This is a genomic window from Aestuariibaculum sp. YM273 (genome assembly GCF_030908365.1).
GTDB classification, from domain to species: Bacteria; Bacteroidota; Bacteroidia; order Flavobacteriales; family Flavobacteriaceae; genus Aestuariibaculum; species Aestuariibaculum marinum.
In genome coordinates, this window is sequence record NZ_CP133090.1 from 434970 (window position 1) to 461451 (window position 26482).

Annotated in this window: 24 protein-coding genes and 5 tRNA genes; 5 read left to right on the plus strand and 24 right to left on the minus strand. The window is 35.4% G+C overall.

Annotation, left to right across the window (positions count from 1 at the left end):
* Positions 1–14 precede the first annotated feature (14 nt).
* The 19 genes from rplA to RBH94_RS01845 all read right to left on the minus strand — a co-directional run bounded on the left by rplA (position 15) and on the right by RBH94_RS01845 (position 12255).
* Positions 15–704: a 50S ribosomal protein L1 gene (gene rplA, locus RBH94_RS01755; RefSeq protein ID WP_188223639.1), complete on the minus strand. Its 690-nt coding sequence runs from the start codon at positions 702–704 to the stop codon at positions 15–17.
* Positions 705–723: 19 nt separating this feature from the next.
* Positions 724–1161, minus strand: a complete 438-nt coding sequence (gene rplK / locus RBH94_RS01760) for a 50S ribosomal protein L11 (protein ID WP_188223638.1) — start codon at positions 1159–1161, stop codon at positions 724–726.
* Positions 1162–1232: 71 nt separating this feature from the next.
* The gene (gene nusG / locus RBH94_RS01765; protein ID WP_307882114.1) at positions 1233–1787 is read right to left on the minus strand and encodes a transcription termination/antitermination protein NusG; all 555 of its coding nucleotides are present in this window, start codon (positions 1785–1787) and stop codon (positions 1233–1235) included.
* Between the two features lie 20 nt (positions 1788–1807).
* Positions 1808–2002: a preprotein translocase subunit SecE gene (gene secE, locus RBH94_RS01770; RefSeq protein WP_188223636.1), complete on the minus strand. Its 195-nt coding sequence runs from the start codon at positions 2000–2002 to the stop codon at positions 1808–1810.
* Between the two features lie 114 nt (positions 2003–2116).
* Positions 2117–2189 (minus strand) — tRNA-Trp (locus tag RBH94_RS01775).
* Between the two features lie 61 nt (positions 2190–2250).
* Entirely contained in the window at positions 2251–3438 is a 1188-nt protein-coding gene (gene tuf, locus RBH94_RS01780) for an elongation factor Tu (protein WP_188223635.1), read from the minus strand.
* Between the two features lie 71 nt (positions 3439–3509).
* Positions 3510–3581 (minus strand) — tRNA-Thr (locus RBH94_RS01785).
* Between the two features lie 13 nt (positions 3582–3594).
* Positions 3595–3667, minus strand: a tRNA-Gly gene (locus RBH94_RS01790).
* A 43-nt stretch (positions 3668–3710) separates the two neighbouring features.
* Positions 3711–3792: transfer RNA gene (locus tag RBH94_RS01795), tRNA-Tyr, on the minus strand.
* A gap of 41 nt (positions 3793–3833) precedes the next feature.
* A tRNA-Thr gene (locus RBH94_RS01800) sits at positions 3834–3907 on the minus strand.
* 102 nt (positions 3908–4009) lie between these two features.
* Positions 4010–4312 (minus strand): ribosome hibernation-promoting factor, HPF/YfiA family, encoded by a 303-nt coding sequence (hpf, locus tag RBH94_RS01805; protein WP_188223634.1) that lies wholly within the window; start codon positions 4310–4312, stop codon positions 4010–4012.
* A gap of 35 nt (positions 4313–4347) precedes the next feature.
* Positions 4348–5238, minus strand: coding sequence for a tyrosine-type recombinase/integrase (locus tag RBH94_RS01810; protein WP_307882115.1), 891 nt, complete (start codon positions 5236–5238; stop codon positions 4348–4350).
* Between the two features lie 115 nt (positions 5239–5353).
* Positions 5354–5548, minus strand: a complete 195-nt coding sequence (gene rpsU, locus RBH94_RS01815) for a 30S ribosomal protein S21 (protein WP_188223632.1) — start codon at positions 5546–5548, stop codon at positions 5354–5356.
* A 149-nt stretch (positions 5549–5697) separates the two neighbouring features.
* Positions 5698–6867, minus strand: coding sequence for an acyl-CoA dehydrogenase family protein (locus RBH94_RS01820; RefSeq protein ID WP_307882116.1), 1170 nt, complete (start codon positions 6865–6867; stop codon positions 5698–5700).
* A 17-nt stretch (positions 6868–6884) separates the two neighbouring features.
* Positions 6885–7748 carry a helix-hairpin-helix domain-containing protein gene (locus RBH94_RS01825; RefSeq protein ID WP_307882117.1) on the minus strand — a complete coding sequence of 288 codons (864 nt, stop codon included), beginning with the start codon at positions 7746–7748 and terminating at the stop codon, positions 6885–6887.
* 19 nt (positions 7749–7767) lie between these two features.
* Positions 7768–9390 (minus strand): sodium:alanine symporter family protein, encoded by a 1623-nt coding sequence (locus RBH94_RS01830; protein ID WP_307882118.1) that lies wholly within the window; start codon positions 9388–9390, stop codon positions 7768–7770.
* A 132-nt stretch (positions 9391–9522) separates the two neighbouring features.
* On the minus strand, positions 9523–10545 hold the full coding sequence (locus tag RBH94_RS01835) for a TrkA family potassium uptake protein (RefSeq protein WP_307882119.1): 1023 nt from the start codon (positions 10543–10545) through the stop codon (positions 9523–9525).
* A 74-nt stretch (positions 10546–10619) separates the two neighbouring features.
* Positions 10620–10847 carry a PspC domain-containing protein gene (locus RBH94_RS01840; RefSeq protein WP_188223627.1) on the minus strand — a complete coding sequence of 76 codons (228 nt, stop codon included), beginning with the start codon at positions 10845–10847 and terminating at the stop codon, positions 10620–10622.
* Between the two features lie 130 nt (positions 10848–10977).
* Entirely contained in the window at positions 10978–12255 is a 1278-nt protein-coding gene (locus RBH94_RS01845) for a DUF2851 family protein (RefSeq protein WP_307882120.1), read from the minus strand.
* A gap of 83 nt (positions 12256–12338) precedes the next feature.
* Here RBH94_RS01845 and RBH94_RS01850 point away from each other — a divergent pair, with 83 nt between their 5' ends.
* Positions 12339–12737 (plus strand): DUF2721 domain-containing protein, encoded by a 399-nt coding sequence (locus tag RBH94_RS01850; protein WP_307883127.1) that lies wholly within the window; start codon positions 12339–12341, stop codon positions 12735–12737.
* Between the two features lie 127 nt (positions 12738–12864).
* Here RBH94_RS01850 and RBH94_RS01855 read toward each other — a convergent pair whose 3' ends face one another.
* Complete coding sequence (locus RBH94_RS01855) at positions 12865–14100, minus strand: ABC transporter permease (RefSeq protein WP_307882121.1); 1236 nt, start codon at positions 14098–14100, stop codon at positions 12865–12867.
* 9 nt (positions 14101–14109) lie between these two features.
* Between RBH94_RS01855 and RBH94_RS01860 the strand changes: the two genes are divergently transcribed.
* The 3 genes from RBH94_RS01860 (at position 14110) to RBH94_RS01870 (ending at position 18701) form a co-directional block, all read left to right on the plus strand.
* The gene (locus RBH94_RS01860; RefSeq protein ID WP_307882122.1) at positions 14110–15363 is read left to right on the plus strand and encodes a DUF1343 domain-containing protein; all 1254 of its coding nucleotides are present in this window, start codon (positions 14110–14112) and stop codon (positions 15361–15363) included.
* 6 nt (positions 15364–15369) lie between these two features.
* A complete protein-coding gene (locus RBH94_RS01865) occupies positions 15370–16437 on the plus strand; it encodes a serine hydrolase (protein WP_307882123.1) in 1068 nt (355 codons plus the stop codon).
* A 173-nt stretch (positions 16438–16610) separates the two neighbouring features.
* Positions 16611–18701: a S46 family peptidase gene (locus RBH94_RS01870; protein ID WP_307882124.1), complete on the plus strand. Its 2091-nt coding sequence runs from the start codon at positions 16611–16613 to the stop codon at positions 18699–18701.
* A gap of 44 nt (positions 18702–18745) precedes the next feature.
* On the opposite strand, the gene RBH94_RS01875 is transcribed toward RBH94_RS01870, so the two are convergent.
* Complete coding sequence (locus RBH94_RS01875) at positions 18746–19237, minus strand: YkgJ family cysteine cluster protein (protein ID WP_307882125.1); 492 nt, start codon at positions 19235–19237, stop codon at positions 18746–18748.
* Between the two features lie 53 nt (positions 19238–19290).
* Between RBH94_RS01875 and RBH94_RS01880 the strand changes: the two genes are divergently transcribed.
* Positions 19291–19995 carry a bifunctional 2-polyprenyl-6-hydroxyphenol methylase/3-demethylubiquinol 3-O-methyltransferase UbiG gene (locus RBH94_RS01880; protein WP_307882126.1) on the plus strand — a complete coding sequence of 235 codons (705 nt, stop codon included), beginning with the start codon at positions 19291–19293 and terminating at the stop codon, positions 19993–19995.
* 50 nt (positions 19996–20045) lie between these two features.
* Here the strand turns inward: RBH94_RS01880 and RBH94_RS01885 are convergent, their stop codons facing one another.
* The 3 genes from RBH94_RS01885 to RBH94_RS01895 form a co-directional block, all read right to left on the minus strand.
* Entirely contained in the window at positions 20046–21452 is a 1407-nt protein-coding gene (locus RBH94_RS01885) for a TlpA disulfide reductase family protein (RefSeq protein WP_307882127.1), read from the minus strand.
* A gap of 182 nt (positions 21453–21634) precedes the next feature.
* Complete coding sequence (locus RBH94_RS01890) at positions 21635–23374, minus strand: TonB-dependent receptor (protein WP_307882128.1); 1740 nt, start codon at positions 23372–23374, stop codon at positions 21635–21637.
* A gap of 30 nt (positions 23375–23404) precedes the next feature.
* Complete coding sequence (locus RBH94_RS01895) at positions 23405–26431, minus strand: tetratricopeptide repeat protein (RefSeq protein ID WP_307882129.1); 3027 nt, start codon at positions 26429–26431, stop codon at positions 23405–23407.
* Between the last annotated feature and the right edge of the window lie 51 nt (positions 26432–26482).

Here is a 26482-nt window from a genome sequence, read left to right on the forward strand (position 1 = left end):
AAGTATTTAACTAATTAACCAACTTTAGGATCAACAGCAACACTAGGACTCATTGTACTAGAAAGGAAAATACTCTTTACGTAAGTACCTTTTGCAGTTGTTGGCTTAAGTTTTATTAATGTTTGAATTAATTCATTTGCGTTACCAGCAATTTTATCAGCACTAAAAGATGCCTTACCGATTGCCGCGTGAACAATACCAGTTTTATCAACTTTAAAGTCAATTTTACCAGCTTTTACTTCTGTTACAGCCTTAGCGATGTCCATAGTTACTGTACCAGTTTTTGGGTTAGGCATTAAACCACGAGGACCTAATACACGTCCTAAAGGACCTAATTTACCCATAACACTTGGCATAGTAATGATTACATCTACGTCAGTCCATCCGCTCTTGATTTTATCAAGGTACTCATCTAAACCTACGTAATCTGCTCCAGCTTCTTTAGCTTCTGCTTCTTTATCTGGAGTTACTAATGCTAATACTTTCATATCCTTACCAGTTCCGTGAGGTAATGAAACCACCCCTCTTACCATCTGGTTTGCTTTACGTGGATCAACTCCTAAACGTACAGCGATATCAACTGAAGCGTCAAATTTTGTATTAGTAATTTCTTTTACTAACTCTGATGCTTCGTTAAGAGAGTAAACTCTCCCTTTTTCAATCTTTGCTAAAGCTTCTTTTTGCTTTCTTGTTAATCTTGCCATTTTCTAATGTTTTTAAAGATTAAGATGGGAATTGACCTGTTACAGTGATACCCATTGATCTTGCTGTTCCAGCAACCATTTTCATAGCAGATTCGATTGTAAATGCATTTAAATCTTGCATTTTATCTTCTGCTATAGTTTTGATTTGATCCCATGAAACTTTAGCTACTTTTTTTCGGTTAGGCTCTCCTGAACCTTTTTTAATTTTGGCCGCTTCTAATAATTGTACTGCAGCTGGAGGAGTTTTAATAACAAAGTCGAAAGACTTGTCTTTATAAACCGAGATAACAACAGGTAAAACTTTACCAGCTTTATCTTGAGTTCTAGCATTAAATTGCTTACAGAACTCCATGATGTTAACCCCAGCAGCACCTAAAGCGGGTCCAACCGGTGGCGACGGATTCGCAGCACCTCCCCGAACTTGTAACTTAACTACTTTACTTAATTCTTTTGCCATTTTTAATAATTTAGTGTGATAAACTTCTAGTTGGAAGCAAAAAGCTTATCCTTTATATAGTGTAACAATTATTATACTTTTTCAACCTGCATATAGCTTAACTCTAATGGTGTCTTTCTTCCAAATATTTTCACCATTACTTCTAGCTTACGCTTTTCTTCATTTATCTTCTCGATAGTTCCATCAAACCCGTTGAATGGTCCATCGATAACTTTTACTGTTTCTCCTTTTGTAAAAGGAATAGCTACATTGGCTGTTTCTTCAACCGCTAATTCATCAACTTTACCTAACATTCTGTTAACTTCAGATTGTCTTAACGGCACAGGATCACCACCTTTAGTTTCACCTAAAAATCCAATTACGTTAGTAACCGATCTAATAATGTGAGGTACCTCTCCTGTCAAGTTGGCTTGAACCATAATATAACCCGGAAAAAATACTTTTTCTTTATGCGTCTTTTTTCCATTTCTTATTTGAACAACACGCTCTGTTGGAACTAATACCTGATCAACATAATCCTGCATTCCTAATCGAGCTATTTCATTCTCGATGTAGGTCTTGATTTTATTCTCCTGACCACTTACGGCTCTAACAACGTACCATTTTTTTTCACTCACTTCAGACATAAAATTCTAGTTTTCCCGTGTTAGTTAATCAGTTGAAAATAAAAAGCCATAAATTTACTGAATACCGTATCAATTCCCCAGATTGCTAAGGAAAACACGATAGAGAACACAGCCACTAAAACAGTTAAACTTTGTGCTTCTGCCCAAGTTGGCCAACTTACATTGTTTTTAAGTTCGCTAAATGATTCTTTTACGTAATTTACAATTCCAGCCATTTATTTATATTTTATCAACAGATTACATTTTAGTATTTCGCTTCGTTAAAAAAGCCTCCTAAAACCGTTACATCCTTATTTATTGAAAGGAACCTAAAATTAAGTTCCTTATTGCACGGGTTGAGAGACTCGAACTCCCGACACCTGGTTTTGGAGACCAGTGCTCTACCAACTGAGCTAAACCCGTAGATAGTTTAGGTATTCGTATTGCTAGGAATACCTAAACTTATTTATCTATCTAAACTGTATTAGTCTAAAATCTCAGTTACCTGACCAGCACCTACAGTTCTACCACCTTCACGGATTGCGAAACGTAAACCTACGTTCATTGCAATAGTGTTGATTAATTCAACAGTGATAGTTAAGTTGTCTCCTGGCATAACCATCTCAACTCCTTCTGGTAAAGAAATGTTACCAGTTACGTCAGTTGTACGTACGTAGAACTGTGGACGGTAGTTGTTGTGGAATGGAGTGTGACGTCCACCTTCTTCTTTCTTAAGGATATAAACCTCAGCTTTGAATTTAGCGTGTGGAGTTACAGATCCTGGCTTAACGATAACCATACCTCTTGAGATTTGGTTTTTATCGATACCTCTTAATAAGATACCAGCGTTATCTCCAGCTTCACCTCTATCTAATATTTGACGGAACATCTCGATACCAGTGATAGTAGAAGTTAACTTCTCAGCACCCATACCTACGATCTCTACAGGATCTCCAGTGTTAGCAACACCAGTTTCGATACGTCCTGTTGCTACAGTACCACGACCAGTAATAGAGAATACGTCTTCGATTGGCATTAAGAAAGGCTTATCCATATCACGTAATGGCTCTTCGATCCACTCATCACAAGCTTCCATTAACGCCATAACAGTATCAACCCACTTTTGCTCACCATTTAAAGCTCCTAATGCAGAACCAGCGATTACAGGTCCATTATCTCCATCGTACTCGTAGAAAGATAATAAATCTCTAACTTCCATTTCTACTAACTCTAATAACTCCTCATCATCAACCATATCCACTTTGTTCATGAATACAACAATACGAGGAATACCTACTTGACGACCTAATAAGATGTGCTCACGAGTTTGTGGCATAGGACCATCAGTTGCAGCAACCACTAAGATAGCACCATCCATTTGAGCAGCACCAGTTACCATGTTCTTAACGTAATCGGCGTGACCTGGACAGTCAACGTGCGCGTAGTGACGTTTTGCAGTTGAATATTCTACGTGAGATGTATTAATAGTAATACCTCTTTCTTTCTCTTCTGGAGCGTTGTCAATTTGATCAAATGATCTAGCTTCTGATAAACCTGCATCAGCTAATACTTTAGTAATAGCAGCAGTTAAAGTTGTTTTACCGTGATCTACGTGTCCAATTGTACCAATATTTAAGTGTGGTTTTGAACGATCGAAAGTTGCCTTTGCCATGTTTTTTAAATAATTTAATCTTAGTTATATAATAATATTAGTGTATTCTAATCTTTCTTCTTCAATTATAGAGCCAATGACGAGATTTGAACTCGTGACCTCTTCCTTACCAAGGAAACGCTCTACCCCTGAGCTACACCGGCAGTTAAATATTAGAGCGGGAGACCGGGTTCGAACCGGCGACATTCAGCTTGGAAGGCTGACGCTCTACCAACTGAGCTACTCCCGCAATTATTTAATAATAATCTTTTTCATGAAGTAAAATAAAATTGTGGGGAGAGCAGGATTCGAACCTGCGAAGACATAGTCAGCAGATTTACAGTCTGCCCTCGTTGGCCGCTTGAGTATCTCCCCAATTTTACCTTATTTTATTTCACTTTATTTTAAAGAACTTGAGCCGATAGAGGGACTCGAACCCACGACCTGCTGATTACAAATCAGCTGCTCTAGCCAGCTGAGCTATATCGGCTTGTTTTCACCTTTTTTTCACACAAAAAAAGTCCGCTATTTCTAACGGACTGCAAATGTATATATAAATTTCTTTATTCAAAACATTTTTTGAAAAATATTTTTATAAATGTGCTCTTAATTTCTCTTTTCGCTTTTTTAGTTGTCTTTCTAACGATGCTGCAGCTGTATCTGCTCCTTCCTCGAAGGTTTTGCATTGTTTTTTAACAACAAAACTATCACCTGGAACACTTAACCTCACTTCAAATATTTTATTCTCCTTATCACTCGTATTTTCAACTTTTAAAAACACATCAGATTGAATGACTTTGTCATAAAACAAATCCAATTTATCCATACGTTTTTGGATAAAATCTATTAATTTTCTATCTGCACTAAAATTAACGGATTGCGTGTTTACTTTCATACTACTTAGTTTTTTTGGTTAAACAATATTCTATACTATTTTTTACTTCTGGGATGTGTATTAACATGCACTTTTTTTAACTCTGCTATACTATTATGCGTATATACCTGAGTGGCAGCCAAACTTGTGTGCCCAAGAAGCTCTTTAACAGCATTTAAATCGGCACCTTGATTTAGTAAATGTGTTGCGAAAGAATGCCTGAGTATATGAGGACTCTTTTTTACCTTAGAAGATGCTTTACTAAAATAATCATTTATTATTCTGTAAACAAGCGTTTCGTATATTTTAGCACCTTTTTTTGTTAAAAAAAGATTTTCCTGATCTACGATAATACCGAGCTTGTTTCGCTCTTCTAAATACCGGTGCATGGTTTTTAATACTGAACCTAATAACGGGAGTATGCGTTCTTTATTTCTTTTACCTAATACTTTTAACGTTTTATTATTTAAGTTAACACTATTTAACTTTAATTCAACCAATTCAATACGTCTTATACCAGTAGAATAAAACAATTCTATAATTAGCTTATCTCGAATACCTTCAAAACTATCGTCGAAATTAAATGCATCAAGCACCTGATTTATTTCATTTTCAGAGAAAGGCACCTGTACCGTTTTCTTTGTTTTTAACGCTTTGTGTTTCGCTAAAGGATTTACAGATATCGATTCGGTTTTTAAAAGGAATTTATAATAGGTATTTAAAGATGATATTTTTCGGTTGACACTGCGATTAGATAATCCGTTTTCCACCAAAACAACAATCCAAGTTCGAATCTGGGCATAATTAACATCTTCTATAGATTTTATTTGATACTTAGTATTTACAAATTCTAAAAACTCACCTAAATCGCTTTGATAGGCTTTTACCGTTAATGCCGAATAATGTTTTTCTAATAACAGATAATCAACAAAAGACTTAAAGGGCATAACACTCATTTTTTACTGGGTTAAGCTAAATGTACAAAGTTTATTTGGGTTTAAAAGTTTAGCGCAAAAAAAACCCGCTTAAATAAGCGGGCTTTCATTGATTCTTTAGAATCTACTAGATATCTTCTGCATCTCTTAATGTTTGAACGTACTGTGCTTTTTGAATTTGCGCTCTACGCTCAACTGAAGGCTTTGTAAATTGCTTACGTGTTTGCAACTGACGTTTAGTTCCGGTTCTGTCGAACTTTCTCTTAAAACGCTTCAGCGCTCTATCTATATTTTCTCCTTCTTTAATTGGTATTATTAACATAGGTCTTAACCTCCTCTCTTTTAGCATTTCGGGGTGCAAATATAGAAAGTAATTTATAATTAACAACTAAAAATTTTAAAAAAATAAAACCAGCCAAAATAGGCTGGTTTTCAAAGTACTATATTGTTGAATCTTTAAAACCGAATCGACTATTTAGTCGCAGGTTTATACTCCTTTTTGTCGATAATTATTTTAGCAATAATTTCTCGAAGAATTTCCGATGTACCTCCACCGATTGGTCCCAAACGGCTATCGCGTAACAAACGCGCCAACGGATAATCTTCCATATAACCATAACCTCCTAAAAATTGCAGACATTGGTAAATAACGTCGTCGGCCATTTTGGTCGATTTTAACTTAGACATGGTGGCGTGCTTTACCACATACTCCCCTTTATTTAATCGATATGCCACCGAATAGTTAAACTCTTTACAGATTTCCATTTCGGTATATAAATCAGAAATGGAATGACGCAACGCCTGAAACTGATCTATAAACTTCCCAAAGGCCATACGCTCCGACATATACTGCACCGCATATTCTAAAGCAAATTCAGCTCTAGCATGCGCATTAATCCCCATAATTAAACGCTCTAAAGAAAAATGCTGCATAATATATGCAAAGCCTTTATTTTCTTCACCCATTAAATTGGCTGCCGGTATTTTAACGTTATCAAATGCTATTTCTGCGGTATCCGACGCTCGCCAACCTAATTTATTAAGTTTGGTAGCGGTAATACCTTCCGTTTCACGATCGACCACAAAAATACTAACACCTTTATTTCCTAATTCAGGATTTGTTTTAGCAGCAACAATTAAATAATCGCTGTAAACTCCATTGGTAATAAACGTTTTAGATCCGTTTAAAATATAATAGTCGCCTTCTTTAACCGCTGTAGATCGCATACCAGCCACATCGCTACCTCCAAAAGGTTCCGTAATACATAAACATCCTATTTTATCGCCGGCTATACTTGGGGCTAAATAGTTTTGCTTAATAGTTTCATCGCCTTCAGCATTAAGATGCGTCATAGCTAAATACATATGTGCCCATATGGCAGCAGCAAATCCACCGGAATTAATCTTTTGAAGTTCTTCAAGAAGAATAACTGTATAAAACAAATCTAAATTTAATCCGCCGTAAGCTTCCGGATAATTGATTCCGAAGAATCCCATATCGCCAAACTTTTTCCAAATAAATCTATCGATGGTTCCGGTTTTCTCCCAGTTTTCTATATGAGGTACAACTTCTTTTTGTAAAAAATCTTGAAGGCTTTTTCTAAAAAGGTGATGTTCTTCGGTGAAGTACATACTATTCATTAATCTGTCTATTTTTTTCAATCGAGCGACAAATATAATTCAATTATATCTATTTTATTAATAGGAAAGCCTTTAACTTTTGTTAATTCGTCGATGGATTTATAACCATCTCTCAACTTTCTTTGTTCTGTAATTCGATATGCTAATTCGTAATCGATATGCTGAATAGTGACCAACTGATCTACCGTAGCTGTATTTAATGCTATTTTTTCAATCTGTCTAGGCGTTTTCACCGTAAAATCCATACAAACGCGCTGAATAACCTCAGGCGTTAAACCATATACATCTTTCAACTGAATATCTGCAATAAAGCCTCCCGGAAATTTATTTCTGAATTTCACAATACGACCAGACAACACCTCGCCTATTCCATTAACGCGCTGTAATTGTTTGGCTGTTGCGGTATTTAAGTCCTTTTTCTCTGCAAATGTTTTTTCGGTATTCGCATACGATTTTGAAACACTAGGCTTCGGATTTGTTACCCATTCAGGAAATTTAAAATAGGGAGAAATTATTTCTAACAGTGAATCTGAAACCTGAGTAACCTTTTTAAAATCTTCAGCAGAATTAACCCACTTGTTCTGCTTTCTGTAATTTAAAAGCCGATCGATTTCTTCATTAGACATCCCCAGCATACTTCCTTTATGATCTGTTATATAATTGGGATTGAATGGATAGATTTTAGGTTTACTTTCTTCCAACTTAGCCAAACGAAGCGAATCTAACTCATGCGTAAACTTTTCCAACACTACCTGATCGACTGTATAATCGTCTGAAGGGCGATTAACAACATAGTACGTTACCTGAAGAATTACAATAATAAGCAACAATAAAAAAATCCCATTTCGTTGTTGTTTAGTAAACTTGAAATGGGATTTCATAATATTTTGAGTTTTAATTTTACATGTGCTTTGTAAGATCTTCAGCGCCCTCTTCTAAGGCGTCTTCCTTAACTGTTATCGCTCTCATGTATTTTGTTAGTTCTCTTTTAATTATTGGAGATAACACAACAACACCTATAATGTTAGGTACTACCATGGCAAAAATCATAGCGTCAGAAAAATCAATTACTGCACCAAGGCTAATAGACGATCCTACGATTACGAAAAATAAGAATAAAATTTTATACATCAAATCACTCTTTTTTCCTTTTCCAAATAAAAACACCCAACCTTGCATACCATAGTAAGACCATGACACCATAGTTGAGAACGCAAATAAAATTACCGCAATTGTCAAGATAATAGAAAAGTGAGGAATAACTGTATCAAAAGCTGTAGCGGTTAACTCAACCCCCTCTTTAATTGGCACACCATATTCCATAAATGCTCCATCGAAATTTGTAATAACGATAACCAGTGCCGTCATCGTACAAATAACAACAGTATCTACAAAAGGCTCTAGAAGTGCTACAATTCCCTCACTCGCTGGATATTTCGTTCTTACTGCAGAATGCGCAATAGCTGCACTACCTACACCTGCTTCGTTAGAAAAGGCTCCTCTTCTGATCCCTTGAATCATTACACCAACTAAACCTCCGGCGATACCTAAACCTGAAAATGCACCTTCATAAATTAATCCGAATGCATCATCAATTAAATGCCAATTTGCTCCCAAAATTATCAGTGATGCTAAAACATAAATTCCAGCCATAAATGGCACTACTTTTTCAGTTACCGAAGCAATTCGCTTAATACCTCCAATAATTACTACAGCCACAAGAGCAGCCATAATAAACCCGAAATACATTCCGGCATTATCACTTTGTAAGTCAAATAATTTTGTAAACTGTGCAGCGGCTTGATTTGCTTGGAACATGTTTCCTCCACCAAAAGAACCACCAACCACGAAGATTGCAAAAACAACTGCCAATACTTTTCCTAATGGCTTCATTCCTTTTTCGGCGAAACCTTTAGTTAAATAATACATTGGACCTCCATAAACAGTCCCATCTTCACCTACGTCTCTATATTTCACTCCTAAGGTACATTCTGCAAATTTAGAAGCCATTCCTAAAAGCCCTGCTACAATCATCCAAAACGTTGCCCCCGGACCTCCAATAGACAAAGCTACAGCAACTCCGGCAATGTTACCTAGCCCAACCGTTGCCGATAAAGCCGCAGTTAGAGCTTGAAAGTGAGATACCTCTCCATGAACGCTATCATCTCTCAATGTTTCAATAATATTATGCTCTTCATTATGAGTAACATCCCCATATAACGTATCTGCTCCATGTTTCTCTATATCTTCATATTTCCCTTTAACAACAAGCAAAGCAGTCTTAAACCCAGTGAAATTAATAAACTTAAAATAAAAAGTAAAGAATAATGCTCCACCGATTAAAACAATTAAGACCCATGGAATGTGATAATCATCTGAAAAAGGTATTTCGTAAAAAATACCATCAACAAACCATCCGGTATATTCCTTAAAAATACGGTCAAATTTTTCTGATGTCGATTCTTGTGCAAATGTTATAATTGGTAATACTAATGTGAATAATGAAAGAAGATATCTCTTCATAAAGAAAATTTTAAAGTTAATTTTTTTTTTTTTTTGAAGTATTCTTATTAAAAGTCGGCAAGATGCTAAAAAAAAATCGATTTCTAAAACATCTGTTGTTAAAATACTAATCTTAGGTAAAATAGTACCAAGCTAGGTAATATTGTATGCGTCGTTTAATATTTCTATTTGCTCTGGTCTTCCCAACACAATAATTTTAGAATTCGCTGCTAATTCAAGGTCCGCTTCAGGGTTTACCACATACTCGCCATTTTCGTCTTTGTACCCAATGATAGTACAACCTGTTTTGCGGCGTAAGTCTAAATCGCGAATGGTTTTTACAGACGGATTACCTCTATATAATTTTTCAACAGCCACCTCTTCAATATTGATATTTGATTTCCCTACAATAGAAAGGTTATCGATAAATTCCATTAATCCCGGAACTACCACTAATGACGCCATATGGTCTCCCCCAATTTTATCGGGAAGAATTACATTGTTAGCACCTGCAAACTTTAACTTAGTATATGACGATTCGTGGGAAGCACGACTTATAATATTAATAGAACCATTTATTTGCCTTGTTGAAAGCACTACAAACAAATTATCGGCATCGTTTGGTAAAGCCGAAATAAAACTTGAAGCGCGATCAATTCCTGCCTGAATTAAAATAGAATCATCATTAGCATTACCTATAACATAGGGCACTTCATCTTGCTGAAGGCGCTCCTCCATCTCCTTGTTCTTTTCAATAACAACGAACTGCTTTTTATGTGCCAGTAACTTTCTTGCAGCCTGCTTACCATTTCTTCCATAACCGCATATCACTACATGATTTTTAAAGCTATCAATGTTTTTCTGCATCTTTTTCTGTTTTAATTCTTCAACATTATTTTTACTCAAAATGTATTCTGTAATAATAGATAATGCGTAACCCATAATTACCACACTGGCTAAAATTAAAAATACAGTAAAAATTTTAGATTCCTGATTTAAAGGCACGACCTCACCAAACCCAACGGTAGTCATAGTAATAACTGTCATATAAACAGCATCTACCCAGGAGTAGTTTGCTATTAGCTTATAACCAAATACCCCCAATGAAATCATAGCCGCCAAAAGAAATATAGCGGTATAGATTTTAGTTTTAAAAAATTTTAATAGTGGATTCATCTGTTAGCTATTTAGGGTTTTAAGACAGATGTAACTCATATGGTAATATTAAAAATAATTTTCAAAATAGAGACTTATAAATCGAAAACTGAAGAGCGTTTGGTGTACAACAAATCTTTTATATGAATCCAAAACGCTAAAAATAAATATAGAGCAAAACCAAAACCTAGAGTCACAAACGTTAAATACATAAAAGATATTCTAACCACCTTGGCTCGTATACCAAAACGGTCGGCAATACGCTGACAAACGTAATACCCATGCTTTTGAAAAAACAATAGTGGCTTATAAACTACATTCATAATTTCTTATTTCAATCTTTAATACCCGTCGCAATTTAACCATAAAGTTTGACAATTGCTCAAATTAATTAAAGTCAAACAAATACGACTGTTTCATTAATACGTTTCGCAAGTCTCTACTCCTTGTTTTCTATGTATTTTTTACAATAACCTTATTCCCTATACTGCATTGCAAACATTTATTTTTCTCGCAATACTCGGCTTTAAGCTGAAGAAGTGCCTGAGAGTGATATGCCGATTTAGAAACGTGTTTTAATTTATTAAACGCCTCGACAATACCGTTTTTCTCTGATTTAATTTCTGAAGCGATTTGCAAAACATCTTCTCCAACGTGCTTTCCTTGTATTTGAGCAAAACAGAATTTCAATGGTAATATGGTGTTAATGAGCAACAAATCGATAAATGATTTTGTCAGCACCTTTGCTGAAGGTTTCGATTCCTTCTCAAAAGTATAATGCGTTTTCCAAAACTCCGATGTTGATATTTTAAACAGCTTATAAAACCCTTCTAAAGTATTAATCTCTAAAATCATAGAAAACAGATTTATATGAATTGCATATAAACTCGCCAATTGCGACAACCGAATCGTTGGAAAGTTTGGCGGACGCAACCTAAAATATTGTACCGGCAACACCGATTGATTACTTAACCCAAACTTTTGCTTTAAAAAGCGATATTCACCAACCAAATTCTGATAATATGGGTTTTGTATATCACTCTCAAGAAGTCCGGCCTGACCAAAAAATAATGCTTCAAGTATAGTTTGATTGCTTTGTGATTTTCTCACTACCGAATAATCTATAGATTGTGCCAAACTTAAAAAAGCCGCTCCATTTACCTTGAGTCCGAAATTTTTAGCCAACATAATAAACAAAACAGCCTCCCAATCGTTTTTGGTTTCTTTCAACACCTCTTGAATACCTTTAGATTTACGTTCTAAACGTTCAATATACAAACGCTCTAACCAATGCTGTAAATCAAAATCGTTTACCAAGGCAAAATCATTTTCGCAGTTAATCCACTTACCGGCTTTCAAAAATAAATTATTGTAGCCAGCCAAAGTCTCCTGAGAAACAATGCCTTTTAAAACTAGGGTTGGAATTTTGGAATTATCCTTTCTGAATATTTCTGTATCGTGCTCCCAAACCACGTGAAGAATAACATTATCGTACGCAGTATCTTGTTCGTGATTATGCAAATACCAATCGGAAGACTTGACATGAATTTCTACATTTCCCGCCCAAAGCTGATTTCCAATGCTTATCTGCGCATTGAAAAAATCAGGACCTGCATTTAAATTATGTTGACCAACAGAGGAAATAACAATCGGTTCCCCTTGAACAGTTTCCAACATATTTAACCGAAACTTTTTATGTTTCCACAAATAATGTAAAAAGTCTTCTCGCATACACTAATGTAAAACTTTTTTGACGAAATTTATAACTAGTATACCAATTAAAGTTGGTAAATTTGAGTAAAGATTACAACACTATGGAAGAATTAACACTTACCACACCTGCCGTTTTGTTTTCGGCAATCTCTTTAATCATGTTAGCTTACACCAACCGATTTTTAGCTTATGCTTCTACAATTCGAGATTTACACAGTAAATATCAAAAAAATAAAGACCGAGTACTATACGCCCAAATTAAAAATATTAAAACGAGGCTTTACCTTACCCGATCGATGCAAATATTTGGCATTAGCAGTTTATTGCTTTGTGTGCTTACCATGTTTCTAATTTACATACAGCAACACACGCTTGCCGTTTGGGTATTTGGCGTTGCTTTAATACTTCTTATTATATCGCTTTCTTTATTAATTATGGAAATTCAGATTTCGGTAAAAGCTTTAGAACATCATATTAGTGATATTGAAAGTAAGGAATAGTAAAGTTAAAGCATTATATTTCAATAAAAGGTTCTTCAATACAGATTCGCGTTAGGGATTAAGGCTTTGTTGGAGCTACTCACAGAGAGCGACTGCCGAAAGCCCGACCCGAAGGGTAACGCCCAGATTATTCGAATCGAATCGCCTTTACTGGAGAGATTTTTGTTATGATATATGACGGCACTAACAGCATAAACAAACACAGTAGAAGCGTTCCAATATTTAGAGCAACTATATACCCGAAATTAATATAAACAGGGGCTTCGGTGACATAATACACACTTGGATCTAGTGGAAACAACTTTAAATATTTTTGGGCAAAAAGCAACCCAAGACCTATAAGATTCCCCCAGAATAGCCCTAAAATAATCAGGTAACTGGCGTTGTACAAAAACAGTTTTCTAATGCTCCAATTGTTACTTCCCAAAGCTTTTAGAATACCAATCATTTGTGTGCGTTCCAGAATTAAAACCAGTAAAGCCGTTATCATATTTATTCCGGCAACCAATATCATGATGCCTATTATACCATAAATATTGGTATCGAAAATACCTATCCACTCAAAAATTGAAGCGTATTTTGTGGTTATAGTTTGGCTATTTAAAGTGGACGGTGTATTCTGATAGATTTCAATGCCTTTTTCTTGAATTTGATTATAATCATCAATAAACACTTCGAAATTACCAACCTGATCCTCGTCCCATTTATTAATGCGCTGCATATGACGAATATCTCCTATGACATACTGCGCATCTAAATCCTGAAAACCTGAATTGTAAATCCCTACGATGTGATACGTAATAATATTTGGAAGTTTCTCTGGGTCATCCTTCGGGAATACCATCTGAAATTTATCACCCAACTTAAATTTTAATCGGTTAGCTAAATACTCAGAGATTAAAACATCTTCATTCCGTTTTTTAGTAAAATCCGGTAATTGGCCTTCAATTAAAAACTCCTTAAAATAACTCCAATCGTAATCAGCACCAACGCCTTTTAGGTAAGCACCTTCAAAATCGGTTTCTGTGCGAATCACTCCAAATTTTACCGCTACAGCCTGTACATGTTTCACGCCCTCAACAGAGGTAAACTCCGGGTAAAAATCCTGATTTTTAGAAATAGGAAAAAGGCTTTCCTGCGAATTATTACTATCGTAATTAGTAATGGTTACATGCCCATTAAACGCCACTACTTTATCTCGTATTTTTTGCTGAAGCCCGATACCGGTTGCAATGGCAATCATCATCACCACAATACCAATGGTAATTGCTGCAATACCAATTTTTATTATTGGTGCCGATACACTACTTTTATACGCTTTACTACCAATAATGCGTTTAGCTAAAAAATACTCGTAATTCAAAATTCTTTTATGCGATTTAATGTTTTCAAAAATACAGTTTTATTATTTGTTTTAGTCATGATTTCCTGTGCGAATAAAAAAGGAGATAAAAAGCCCCAAAATTCAGTTGCAGAACAAACAGAAAAACAACAGATTCTGAGAGAAACTCAGAATGACAACAGTATAATTGTTGGTGCCAACCAAACCGAAAATTACTTACCTCTTTTAAAAGGAAAACATATCGGTATTGTAGCCAACCAAACGTCAGTTATTTTTAAAACCGATAATACATATACGCACTTAGTAGATTCTTTAGCTACTTTAAAAATAGATATTAAAACGGTTTTTGCTCCCGAACACGGTTTTAGAGGTAAAGCAGATGCCGGCGAACATGTTAAAGATGGCATCGATAAAAAAACCGGTATTCCAATTATTTCACTTTATGGAGACAACAAAAAACCGAAACCAGAACAACTTGACAATTTAGACTTAGTCATTTTCGATATACAGGATGTAGGTGCTCGTTTTTACACTTATATTTCAACCTTACATTACGTTATGGAGGCTTGCGCCGAACAAGGCATTCCTGTTCTTATTTTAGACCGCCCAAACCCAAACGGACATTATGTTGATGGTCCCACCTTAGACATTAACAACAATAGCTTCGTGGGTATGCATCCTATTCCAGTGGTTCACGGGATGACCATTGGTGAATATGCTAAAATGATAAATGGCGAAAAGTGGCTTAACAATGGGATTCAATGTGAATTAAATGTTATACCAGTTAAAAATTACACACACCAATCATCGTATAGCTTACCTATTAAACCAAGTCCGAATTTACCAAACGACACTGCTATTAACTTATACCCTAGCCTTTGCTTTTTTGAAGGTACAAACGTGAATCCTGGCCGCGGAACTGATAACCAATTTCAAATTTTTGGTAGCCCGTTTTTAAATCCGAAAGTGTTTACATTCAGCTACACGCCAAAATCAAATGCCGGAGCGAAATATCCGAAACATGAAAACAAGTTGTGTTATGGAATGAATCTTACTAAAACTAAACCTCTAAACCATTTAAATCTACAATGGCTAGTTGATGCCTATAATAACACAAAAGATAAATCGGCATTTTTCAACAACTTCTTTATTAAATTAGCAGGAACAAAAAAACTACAGGAGCAAATCGAATCTGGTCTATCTGCTGATGCCATTAGAGCTAGTTGGACGAACGACTTGAATAGTTTCAAACACATACGACGCAAATACCTACTGTATAATTAACACCTCATGAAATACCTGTTTGCCCCTTTATTTCTTTTTTCAGTAGTCTCGACTTTCGCCCAATCTCAAATATCAAAGATTGAAAGGGCCGAATCTATTGCCAGAACATTTCTAAAAAAAGAACATATTCCTGGCATGGCAATTTCAGTCTCGCAGCACGGTAAACTCATTTGGTCCGAAGGTTTTGGGTATACCCATCTAAACACCAAAACACCCGTTGAAACCGACAAAACAATTTTTAGAATTGCGAGTATTTCAAAATCCATCACAGCTGTAGCTTTAGGTAAGTTAGTTGACGATGGCATAATTGACCTTAACAAAAGCGTCTATTATTATCTCCGCGAGTACCCAAGAAAGAACTATGATTTTAACGTAAAGCAACTTGGCGGCAATATTGCCGGAATTCGGCATTATAAAAACAACAAAGAATATGCTTTAAATAAAAAAATGAGCATTACTGAAGGGCTTAATCTTTTTAAATATGACCCTTTACTTTGGAAACCCGGAACAAAATACCGTTACAGTAGTCTGGGGTTTGTGCTACTAAGTTCGGTTATGGAAACAGCTGCTAAAATTCCATTTGACACATTGGTAAACGATGCTATTTTTAAACCATTAAAAATGGAATATACTCATATGGAGCATTCTGATGTTCCGACACAAAATATTACAGAATTTCATAAACTAAACTTACTTAGAAAGCCTGTTATTTCTAAACCGGTTGCTAACGAGTACAAAGTAGCCGCAGGAGGATTCCTTTCAACATCAGAAGACCTTATTAAATTCGGAAATGAACTCATTACGCCTCAAATTATTTCGAAAAATGTTCTGTCTAAACTTACCACTTCACAACGTTTAGATAATGGTTACAAAACGGGATACGGTATTGGTCTTTCCATTAGAACCTCAGTAAACCAAACCCCTAAATACTATCACACGGGTGGAGGCATGGGATCTTCTAGTATTTTATGCGTTTACCCCGAAGAAGGCATCGTTATTTGTGTTTTAACTAACCTTAGTGGCGTAAGCATGGTGGAATTTGGTAATGCCTTAGAATCTGTGTTTTTAAAATAAAAACAACTTCTTCTCGGTTACCGCCACATAAATTTTGTGTTCACCGAGTAAAACACCTACAACTCTTAGTCTAAGCTCCTTATTTTATGAAATATTTAACCTTCGTCTGCCTGGTTTCTTCGGTTGATTAACGCATTACTTATTATTTTTGAAAACTTTTATAAAATTAAAACATGAGATATTTAAAATTATTTATCCTTTTCATTTGCATTCAAGCCACAGCACAACAAGGCGGCATGTGGATTCCTTCACTTTTAGAAGGTATGAATGAAACCGAAATGACCAGTTTAGGCAGTAAACTTACAGCTAAAGACATTTACGATGTTAACCATTCCAGTCTAAAAGATGCCATCGCACATTTTAACGGAGGCTGTACCAGTGAGGTAATTTCTCCAAAAGGTTTAATCTTAACTAACCACCATTGTGGTTTCAGTCAAATTCAATCACATTCTTCCTTAGAAAATGATTACCTGAAAAATGGTTTTTGGGCTATGGATTATGACGAAGAATTACCAAATGAAGGATTGTATGTAGAGTTCATCATTCGTATCGAAGATGTTACAAGTCTAGTTCTTGAAGGTGTAACGAAGAATATGACGGAAAAAGAAAAACAGTCATTAATTGACAAAAACAGCAACAACTTACAAACTAAAGTAGAAAAAGAAAGCTGGCAAGACACCAAAGTAAAATCATTTTACAAAGGCAACCAGTATTTTTTATTTGTTACCGAACGTTTCGATGATGTGCGCTTGGTTGGTGCTCCCCCTACTAGCATAGGTAAATTTGGTAGCGACACCGATAACTGGGTATTCCCAAGACATACGGGGGACTTTTCAATATTCAGAATTTACGCCGATAAAAATAATCGACCAGCAAAGTATAGTAAAGACAATGTACCTTACAAACCAAAACACTTTTTACCTGTATCGTTAGATGGTATTGAGGAAGACGATTTTACTATGGTATTTGGTTTCCCTGGTAGAACTGAAGAATATTTACCAGCAGTAGCTATCGAACATATTACTCAGGAATTTAACCCCAGTAACATAGCTATTCGCGAAGCTGCTTTAGGTGTTATAAATTCCAACATGAAAGCGAGTGACGATATTAGAATTAAATACGCTGCTAAACAAGCTACAATTGCAAATGCCTGGAAAAAATGGGTTGGTGAAAATTTAGGTATTGAAAAATCGAATGCCATTGCTAAGCGTAAAGCATTTGAAGAAAAGTTTAAAAAAGCGTTAAAGGATAAAGATCTCGAAGACGAATACGGTCATATTCTTACTGATTTTGAAAGTCAGTACGAAAGTTTTGCCAACATCAACATCATGCGTCGTAATTTCGTTGAAGTCTTTTTAGTAACCAACGAACTTATGCAAATGGCCTTTAGATCGTATCAGTTCGAGCAAACCGTTTCAAAAAACCCAGCAGCTTTTGAACGTGCCAAAGCGTCTATTGAAGGTACGCTTAAAAAGATTCATAAAAACTACGATGCGACTGTAGATAAAGGTATTTTTGAGGCTGTAATGCCCTTATACAAAAATACTAATGTTAATGCTTCAATCTACGAGAACACCGCATTCACCAATTTAGACAGAGCTTTAGCTTTATTTGAAGGTTCGACTGAAGACATTTTACAAAAACTAAATAGTGACGCGGCGTATGCCTACGCAAAGCCAATAATTGAAGCATTCTTCAATGAAGTAAACCCTGAATTCGAAGAAAAAAACTTAGCCATTTCAGCTTTGCAAACCGAGTACATGACAGCCTTGATGAAAGCTTTACCTGAGGAGCGTTATTTCCCAGATGCCAACAGCACGCTTCGTGTTACTTATGGTAAAGTAAAAGGGTATGCTCCTCGAGATGCAGTATATTATAATCACATAAGCTACCTCGATGGTGTGATGGAAAAATATGTCCCGGGTGATTATGAATTTGATGTGCCTGAAAAACTAATCGAATTGTACAACAACAAAGACTTCGGAAAATATGCCGACAGTAATGGAAAAATGCCAGTATGTTTTATTGGTACAAACCATACTACGGGAGGTAATTCTGGAAGCCCTGTTCTGGATGCTGAAGGTAATTTAATTGGGTTGAATTTCGATCGCGTATGGGAAGGTACTATGAGTGACATGAATTACGACCCTGAAATATGCAGAAACATTATGGTCGATGCACGATATGTGCTATTTATTGTTGATAAATATGCTAACGCGAAGAGACTTATTAAAGAGATGAAACTAGTTCATCCTAAAAAATAAGGTTCATAATCCACATATTGTAAAAACTAAAAAAAGCGAATCAATTATTTGATTCGCTTTTTCATTTCTTCTACTATATTAAATGCAGCCGGACAAATCGCAACATTCTTAATGGTTAAATTTGATATTTGCTGAAACTTCTTTCTATCGGTATGCGGATATTCACGACAGGCCTTTGGTCGAACATCGTAAATCATACAATAGTTTTCAGCATCTAAAAAGGTACAAGGTACACTTTGTAATACATAATCGTTATCACTATCAATTCGCAAATACTGACTGATAAACTGTTGTGGTTTCATTTTAAAAAACTTCGAAATACGCTCAATATCCTTATCGGTAAACAAAGGCCCCGTCGTTTTGCAACAATTCGCACACTGTAAACAATCGGTACGCTGAAACTCCTCATCATGCAGCTCCTGCATAATATAATCTAAATCCTTTGGAGGCTTACTTTTTAGCTTCTTAAAGAATTTCTTGTTCTCGTTTTGTTTATCTTTGGCGTGCTTTGGAAGATTTTTAATAATGTCTTGCATAGTGCAAAAATACGACTTTGAATGAGATCTTGAATCTCTTAACCCATCAACTTATGAAGGATCTATTCGGAAAGGCTTTATTAGACTTCCAAAACGGAAATTATACAGAAGACATTATCACCTCTACCAGCATTTCAGATGAGGACGAATTACCCATTCCTTACCTTTTTCGAAGCTATAAAGCGATGCCCAAACTAGAACAAAAAGCCTTGCAAATTGCTAAAGGAAAAACGTTGGACGTAGGATGTGGTGCCGGAAGTCATAGTTTGTATTTACATGAGAAAGGCATTACCATAAAAGCTATCGATATTTCTGAAGGCGCTATTGAAGTTGTGAAACAACGTGGCATTGAAAATGCTGAAGTAAGAGATATTCTTGATGAAACAGAAACTTTCGATACTATCCTGTTATTGATGAATGGCACCGGAATATTTAAAGAGGCTTCGCAAGTTTCGAAATATCTTAATCACTTGAAAAGTCTTCTAAATCCTAACGGACAAATTTTAATCGATTCTTCCGATATTAAATACATGTATGAAGATGAAGAAGATGGCGGATTCTGGATTGACACCAATGCTGAATATTACGGCGAACTGGATTATTACTTAAGCTATAAAGGAGAAAATGAAGACCCGATGAAATGGCTTTATCTTGATTTCAATAATTTAAAAATGACCTGTGAATCGGTTGGCTTAACCTGTGAGCTTGTTTTAGAAGGCGACCATTTCGATTATCTGGCCAGAATAAAACAGAAATAAAAAAAGCATCCTATCACGGATGCTTTTTAAATATTTAGAACTTAGATTAATTATTTGGTTGCGTTTAACAACTCATCAAATTGTTCTTTTAATAAGGGGTTTGACGGACGCATAGCGTCGGTTGAAATAATCTTCCCTTCTCTATCGAATAATAAGAATCTAGGAATAGCATTGATTTCATAATTCTGGGTAATACCTGAGCCAAAATCTTTATCAGCCATTAATTGTACTCCACCTAAAGCTCCGCTTTTTACAAAATCTTTCCATTTTTGTTTGTCTTTAATATTATCTACCGAAATACTAACAAACACAATATCTTTTCCTTTGTAATCATGCTCTAATTCCTGTAAATATGGAATTTGTTTTTTACAAGGTCCGCACCAGGTTGCCCAAATATCAATATACACGTATTTACCTCTAAAATCCTTAAAAGAGACTGGATTACCATTAATATCTTCGTAAGTAAATTCAAAACCCGGTTGTCCTTCCTCTTTATGAAGTTGCTTTTCGTATTCCAAAGTATAAGCTTTACTCTTTTCTGAAATTAAATATTGATATAAAGACGGAATAACTTTTTTATATTCTGCCGGCTTTAATCTCAAACTTTTTAAAGTAGAAAGAATATACACTTCCTTTATTCTGTCGTTTGAAATATGCTTTATTTCATTATCGATAATATCCAATTTTGAAATAGGTTTTCCTTCGATATGTCTGTAATAACTAAAATAATGAGTCATCCAACCTAAACCATTATCTAATTTTAAAATATTAGGATTTGAGAATTTAATGTCGTCTATATATAAGTCGGCATATAACTGTGGACAGTTATCTTTTTCAGGATGTGCTATTCTTGGTAAACGGAAAAAGAAATACAATTCAGTTTCAAAATCTGCCTGAACAGCCAATTTTAAAAGTTCATTAAACGCTTCATCTTTAGTATCAATAGCGTTCTTAAATTCTTCTACCATTTTAGCACCTTCACCTTCTATAAACGGAAAAAACTCTTTATAAGTTAAAATACCGCCTAAACGATTATAAACTCTAAAGGCATTATTGATATTGTTTGCTTCCTGAACTAAGTCGTTATACCCATTCTTTTTTCCTTTTAATTCATAGTCGGTTTCATTAATATCCAATTTAATTTCTAAACCGGGTTGAATATAAAGGCGAATCACCTGCCCTCTTAAGCGGTTGTTATATTGACCATAATCTACGAAGTAAAAACCAGGCTCTACTACTGGCAACTGAAAACCAAAATCGCCTTGCTGGTTAACCAAAGTTGTAGAATGCACTTCTAACTGTCCGTCTACCACATGATGTAGTGTTACCTCTCCTGTTTTCGATTCGAAATTTAAATGTCCGGTTACAGTCGACAAATTTGATTTAGATGTAGCGTGAAGCACATTCATTACAAACGTGCAGCAAACCAATACATAAAGAATTTGTTTTTTAATCATTTTGTTAGTTTGTCTTATTAATTTTCAATTGAGCTTTAGTAGAATACTTCTCTACTTTAAACTAATACTCAAGAAAACTACTGTACCATTATAAAACACTTTTTTTTAACATTATTTAACTTATAAGCATAAAAAAAAGCATCGCTAACGCGATGCTTTTCATAATTTATATAAACTATATCTTAAAAATCGAATTTATAGGTTGCTCCAGCCAATGCCTGAAAACTTTGTACCGGGAAATTCTGCCAACGCTGATACCCCTGGCTTGCGATATTATTCATTTTTGCAAAAATAGAAAGCTGCTCCGTTATGTGATATCCAGCATGGGCATTAGCATCAAAATAACTATCTAAACTAACTGTAACAGGAGGTAACGTATTAACAAATTCATCTCCTGGAGCTACATAGTATTGATCTTTACGTTGGCCTACAAAATAAATATTAGCACCCGCGAACCATTTCTCATCAATTTGATAATCTAAAAACAACGAACCTTTAAAGTCTGGCAAATTCCAGGCCTCTTCCTCGTTATCCATTGAATATGCAAAATACTGCCCTTTTAACGATGCCGTAAAGTTTCGATTAAGATCGACACTTAATTCCCCTGAGACTCCAAACGATTTCATATCGTCATACACAACTCCAAAGGAGTTTCCATATGAGTAAGCATACTGATTCTCGGTTTGAATCGCATTATTTTTAAACAAAGCTTTACTCTTATCAGAAATATAATGTCCTTCAAACTTATAACTCGTATTACTCGTTACCTTTCCTTTTATTCCAGCAAACGCATTGTAAAGTTGATCGGTTGGCTGCACAAATAATGTTGGGGACACGAACGGATTTTCTTTAGCAAAATCGTAATATGAATTTTGTTGCAAATCCCCTTGAATTCCTCCATATGCAATCAACACATCACTTACAATTCTATAGCTAGCCGAAACATTTGGATACAAGTACAATTTATTATCGCTAGCCTCAATATCGCTCATAAAATAAACTGAAATTCCTAAATCCAGCGTTAAATCGTCTTGTTTTAATTGATAGGTTGGCGACAAACCTATTTGAAAATTGCTATACTTTATTTCTTCATCGACATTGTAACTTCTATCAAATCGCCCACCTAAATAATCGATTTTAAGTTCGGTTGCAATTTCTTCATAATTAATAGGAATATCGGCTTTACCTTTCAATATAAATCGGTTTTCTCCCGAACCCTGATTATCACCAAAATGCCTAAATAACGCATTTCCTGAATTTAAATAGGTATCTTCAAACGTAATATCTCCACCAACATAGGCATTGTTAAATTTATGATCTACTTGAACCCCATCTAACTGTGCCTGATCGATTTGAGATTCCGGAACCCCATACCAGTTATAGTTTTGATGCTGAAAACCTCCTTCAACTTTCCACGACATATAACGTAATCGTGATGCATAGTTCACATTGATTTTAGAATCTGAAAAATTGTCATCAAACACTAAATCCTCAATACCGCCGCCTGAAGAATGATGACTAAAATATCCACCTACCGTTTCGGTTCGGCTTAAAGCATGGTTTACGTACAACTCTCCTATTAACGTGGTATACGAGCCCACACCTAAAGTTGCATAGTTATCAAACAACTTTACAGGTTTCGCTCTTTCTACTCCTTCAGCTTTTCCCTTAGCAGGCGTAAAGGTTGAAGCTACCGGAAAAGAAAAAATATTATACTTTATATCCTTTTTTGTCGCGGTAGTTTCATCATCTAAAGTCGGGACTTCTTTTACTTTAAAGGCGTCAGAAATAGTTGGTGTATACGGTTTAACCACATCAATTACGCCTGTATTAAGTGTATCCTTTGGATTGTTTTGAGAAAATACTGCCATACCTGAAAAGGTTACAGCAGCTGTTAATATATGTTTAATTTGCTTTCGCATAAGTTCTTATTTTCGTTTTAGATTCAGGGTTTAATTACCTTCGGGTTGTACAGACGAATTTGTCTTAGCTTCGTTAGCTTTTATTGCACTTAACTCATTGGTGGCCTCTTCAACCACTTCATCAAACTCTTTAAAGTTTTCTATCACACTTTCTAAAATATAAGTCGCCTGAAACGCATCTTTTAATGCATAAAAATTCTTTGCCATAAGCACCAAACCTTTCGCACTGTAATACTTATACCCAGAAAAATCTTTTGCCAGTTTTTGAACAGCAATATTTGAAGCTTCATAACTACCTTCCTTATTTTTAAAATAGGCGTTATAGTATAATGCTTCGGCTGCTGTCTCGCCTGTGGCAACGGTTTCAACCTGGGCATAAGCCGTTTTAGCCTTTGCTTCGTTGCCCGTTTTCATCGCTGAACGCGCAATAATAATATGTGCATCACCCTGAATTTTATTATCGATTTTAGAATTAGCCAACACCTTTTCTGCATAAGAAACAGCTTCATTATAATGCTCTAACTGATAATTAGCTTTCATTAAATTCGACTGAGCAAATATGACATTTTGTGGCAAACCAGCTTCTTCTTCTAAACGTTCTAGCAAAGGCATCGCCTTACTCCAATCTTTATTTTCCAGATAGTACTGTGATAATCGAGAAAGCGAAACTTCTGTAAATTCGTTCTGCGAAACACCAACAACATACTCGTAATGTGGTGCTGCATTAGCCGATAAATTTTGCTTGTAATATAATTGTGCGACATAAAAATGAGATTGAAGCACATGTAACCCGTTAGGGAATTGATTTAAATACCCATTGAACTGTTTAATGGCTTTATCAGCATTATTATCTAAATACTGTTTTTCTGCCGCTTCGTAAGTGGCATTATCTAAATCGGCGTCGGTGACCTCTACATAATTTAGTGTTTTCACCCAGTTTGCATACTCATTAACCCGCCCCATATCTATATAAATAAGTCGCGCCGTAGCAACTGCCTGAACAGCCTCCGGCGAGCCTTCATAATCAGCTGCCACCTTTTTAAATTTCGTTAAGGCCTGATCATTTTGATTAGCATTATAATACACCAATCCTTGACGTAATAACGATTTTGGCACAAACGAACTCATGCGGTATTCCGAATTTAATCGATCATAACTGCGCATGGCTTTATCTGTTTGATTCACCTTTACCAATGTATTTCCTAACTCGTACATGGCATCGTCTCGTAACTTAGACTTCGGGTAATCTGAAATAAAGGTCTCCAGCTCACTAATCTTCTTGGAGTCCTTTCCTATATAACCAGCACTAATAGCCTTTTGAAAAAAAGCATAATCAGATTCAATCGCATTTAACTGAATCGCACTTTCGTAAGCATTAATAGCATTTTGATAGTTACTGGAAACAAAAAAGGCATCACCAAGTCGCAGGTAAGCATCATTCAACCGTACATTATCTCGCTGTTTCGTCGCCGCAATGAAGGAGCTGAAAAACTTTGAAGCCTGCTCATAATTTTTCAGTTTAAAATAGGTGTAGGCTAAATTGTAATCGATGTTTTCATATTCGGGTGTTGCCGTGGCTCCCGTTTGCTGTTTAAACTGCTGGAAACTTACCAAGGCATCGTCGTAGTTTGTTAAATTATAATCGGTTTCTGCTTTCCAAAAGGTTGCTCTTGCCGTATAATTAGCATCGCGAGGTTCCTTTAGAGAAGACTCGAACATCTCTTTAGATTCTAAAAACTGACTTTCGTTATAAAGCTCTAAACCTCTGTAGAATGCTACTTTTTGATACGCCACTTTGTTTTCAAAGCTGTTTTTCCCTTCTAATAAACCAAGGGCCTCTTTATAATTTTTTGAAGTAATATAAGAATCAATTAACAGGGTTTCAATCTCATCTCGATATGCTGATTTTGGATATTTATCTAAATACCCCGTTAACACCTGAGGTGCTGATTGATACGCATTACCAATTTCATAACTGATTTTAGCATAATTTAAATACGCATCTTCCTGAATTTTTAAATCAAAATCCATTTGAGACGCATTTCTAAAGGCATTCAAAGCCTCTTGCTTTTTATCAAGCTTAATATAACTCTCACCTAAATGGTAATACGCATTCTGAGCAATACTATTAGTTCCACCAATAATTTTATTGAATTCTGAAACCGCATTTTCGTAATCGCCTTGCTTATAATACGCATAACCTAATTGATAGAAATCGGTATTATTCCATTTTCCGCGTTTTCCTCTATACGCTTTTAAATACGGAATCGCTTCAGCATATTGTTCTAAATTGAAATAACTCTCTCCTATAATCTTGGAAAGTTCAGAAACCTCTTCACGGTTGCTCTTTTTTAGCTGAGCCTTTGCTAGCTGGATAGCCTTTTCAAAATTTCCTAATTTGAAATTTAAATCGGCTTGATAGTACGATAATTTTTCTTTGTAACGCTCCTGATTACTTACCTGATCGAAATACTCGTTGGCCTGATTATAATCATCACCCTCGTAAGCCATGTATCCAATATAATACTTGGCCTGAGAACCATATTCCTTAGAGCTCTCCACGCGCGACAAATATTTTCTTGCCTCCTTATATTGTTTTACAGAAAAGGCCGAATACCCGTTATTGAAATAAAATTTCTCTTTATCACTGTACGCTAAACCATTTTCATCTACTTTTTCATACCATTTTCTGGCATAGGCATACTTACCATTAACAAAGTAATAATCGGCCACATCTAAATACGCCGTATTTCTTTTAGTACTTGTTGGGTAATCTTCTACAAAACGTTCTACAAGTCTATCGGCATTTTGCTGATTTAAACGTACGGCACAATTAGCAATATAATAAGTACAATCTGATTGTAAACCTTCATCTTTATGTTGCTTTTTTACATTTGAAAATAAAGCCTGGGCTGCCATATATTGCTGATTATTATACAGCGACAACGCCTTTTGATAATCTACTAAATCGCTGGTATATGCAGCCGATTGTTGTGCTGAAATTTGATAGCTTAATCCGAGAGCGATCAAAAGAGAAACACTATTTATTTTAATCATTAACGATTCGTTTTTTAATTTAAAATCAAAGATAATTTATATAAAAGGTAT

What these genes read in the sequence shown, in the direction of transcription:
- rplK (WP_188223638.1), bottom strand. Translation starts at nt 1,161, where the DNA reads ATGGCAAAAGAATTAAGTAAAGTAGTTAAGTTACAAGTTCGGGGAGGT.
- RBH94_RS01825 (WP_307882117.1), bottom strand. Translation starts at nt 7,748, where the DNA reads ATGAAATCCCATTTCAAGTTTACTAAACAACAACGAAATGGGATTTTT.
- RBH94_RS01875 (WP_307882125.1), bottom strand. Translation starts at nt 19,237, where the DNA reads ATGCAAGACATTATTAAAAATCTTCCAAAGCACGCCAAAGATAAACAA.
- nusG (WP_307882114.1), bottom strand. Translation starts at nt 1,787, where the DNA reads ATGTCTGAAGTGAGTGAAAAAAAATGGTACGTTGTTAGAGCCGTAAGT.
- RBH94_RS01810 (WP_307882115.1), bottom strand. Translation starts at nt 5,238, where the DNA reads ATGCCCTTTAAGTCTTTTGTTGATTATCTGTTATTAGAAAAACATTAT.
- RBH94_RS01885 (WP_307882127.1), bottom strand. Translation starts at nt 21,452, where the DNA reads ATGATTAAAAAACAAATTCTTTATGTATTGGTTTGCTGCACGTTTGTA.
- tuf (WP_188223635.1), bottom strand. Translation starts at nt 3,438, where the DNA reads ATGGCAAAGGCAACTTTCGATCGTTCAAAACCACACTTAAATATTGGT.
- RBH94_RS01890 (WP_307882128.1), bottom strand. Translation starts at nt 23,374, where the DNA reads ATGCGAAAGCAAATTAAACATATATTAACAGCTGCTGTAACCTTTTCA.
- RBH94_RS01840 (WP_188223627.1), bottom strand. Translation starts at nt 10,847, where the DNA reads ATGAATGTAGTTTATAAGCCACTATTGTTTTTTCAAAAGCATGGGTAT.
- RBH94_RS01880 (WP_307882126.1), top strand. Translation starts at nt 19,291, where the DNA reads ATGAAGGATCTATTCGGAAAGGCTTTATTAGACTTCCAAAACGGAAAT.
- rpsU (WP_188223632.1), bottom strand. Translation starts at nt 5,548, where the DNA reads ATGTTAATAATACCAATTAAAGAAGGAGAAAATATAGATAGAGCGCTG.
- RBH94_RS01820 (WP_307882116.1), bottom strand. Translation starts at nt 6,867, where the DNA reads ATGAATAGTATGTACTTCACCGAAGAACATCACCTTTTTAGAAAAAGC.
- RBH94_RS01850 (WP_307883127.1), top strand. Translation starts at nt 12,339, where the DNA reads ATGGAAGAATTAACACTTACCACACCTGCCGTTTTGTTTTCGGCAATC.
- RBH94_RS01895 (WP_307882129.1), bottom strand. Translation starts at nt 26,431, where the DNA reads ATGATTAAAATAAATAGTGTTTCTCTTTTGATCGCTCTCGGATTAAGC.
- RBH94_RS01870 (WP_307882124.1), top strand. Translation starts at nt 16,611, where the DNA reads ATGAGATATTTAAAATTATTTATCCTTTTCATTTGCATTCAAGCCACA.
- RBH94_RS01845 (WP_307882120.1), bottom strand. Translation starts at nt 12,255, where the DNA reads ATGCGAGAAGACTTTTTACATTATTTGTGGAAACATAAAAAGTTTCGG.
- RBH94_RS01830 (WP_307882118.1), bottom strand. Translation starts at nt 9,390, where the DNA reads ATGAAGAGATATCTTCTTTCATTATTCACATTAGTATTACCAATTATA.
- hpf (WP_188223634.1), bottom strand. Translation starts at nt 4,312, where the DNA reads ATGAAAGTAAACACGCAATCCGTTAATTTTAGTGCAGATAGAAAATTA.
- rplA (WP_188223639.1), bottom strand. Translation starts at nt 704, where the DNA reads ATGGCAAGATTAACAAGAAAGCAAAAAGAAGCTTTAGCAAAGATTGAA.
- RBH94_RS01860 (WP_307882122.1), top strand. Translation starts at nt 14,110, where the DNA reads ATGCGATTTAATGTTTTCAAAAATACAGTTTTATTATTTGTTTTAGTC.
- secE (WP_188223636.1), bottom strand. Translation starts at nt 2,002, where the DNA reads ATGGCTGGAATTGTAAATTACGTAAAAGAATCATTTAGCGAACTTAAA.
- RBH94_RS01865 (WP_307882123.1), top strand. Translation starts at nt 15,370, where the DNA reads ATGAAATACCTGTTTGCCCCTTTATTTCTTTTTTCAGTAGTCTCGACT.
- RBH94_RS01835 (WP_307882119.1), bottom strand. Translation starts at nt 10,545, where the DNA reads ATGAATCCACTATTAAAATTTTTTAAAACTAAAATCTATACCGCTATA.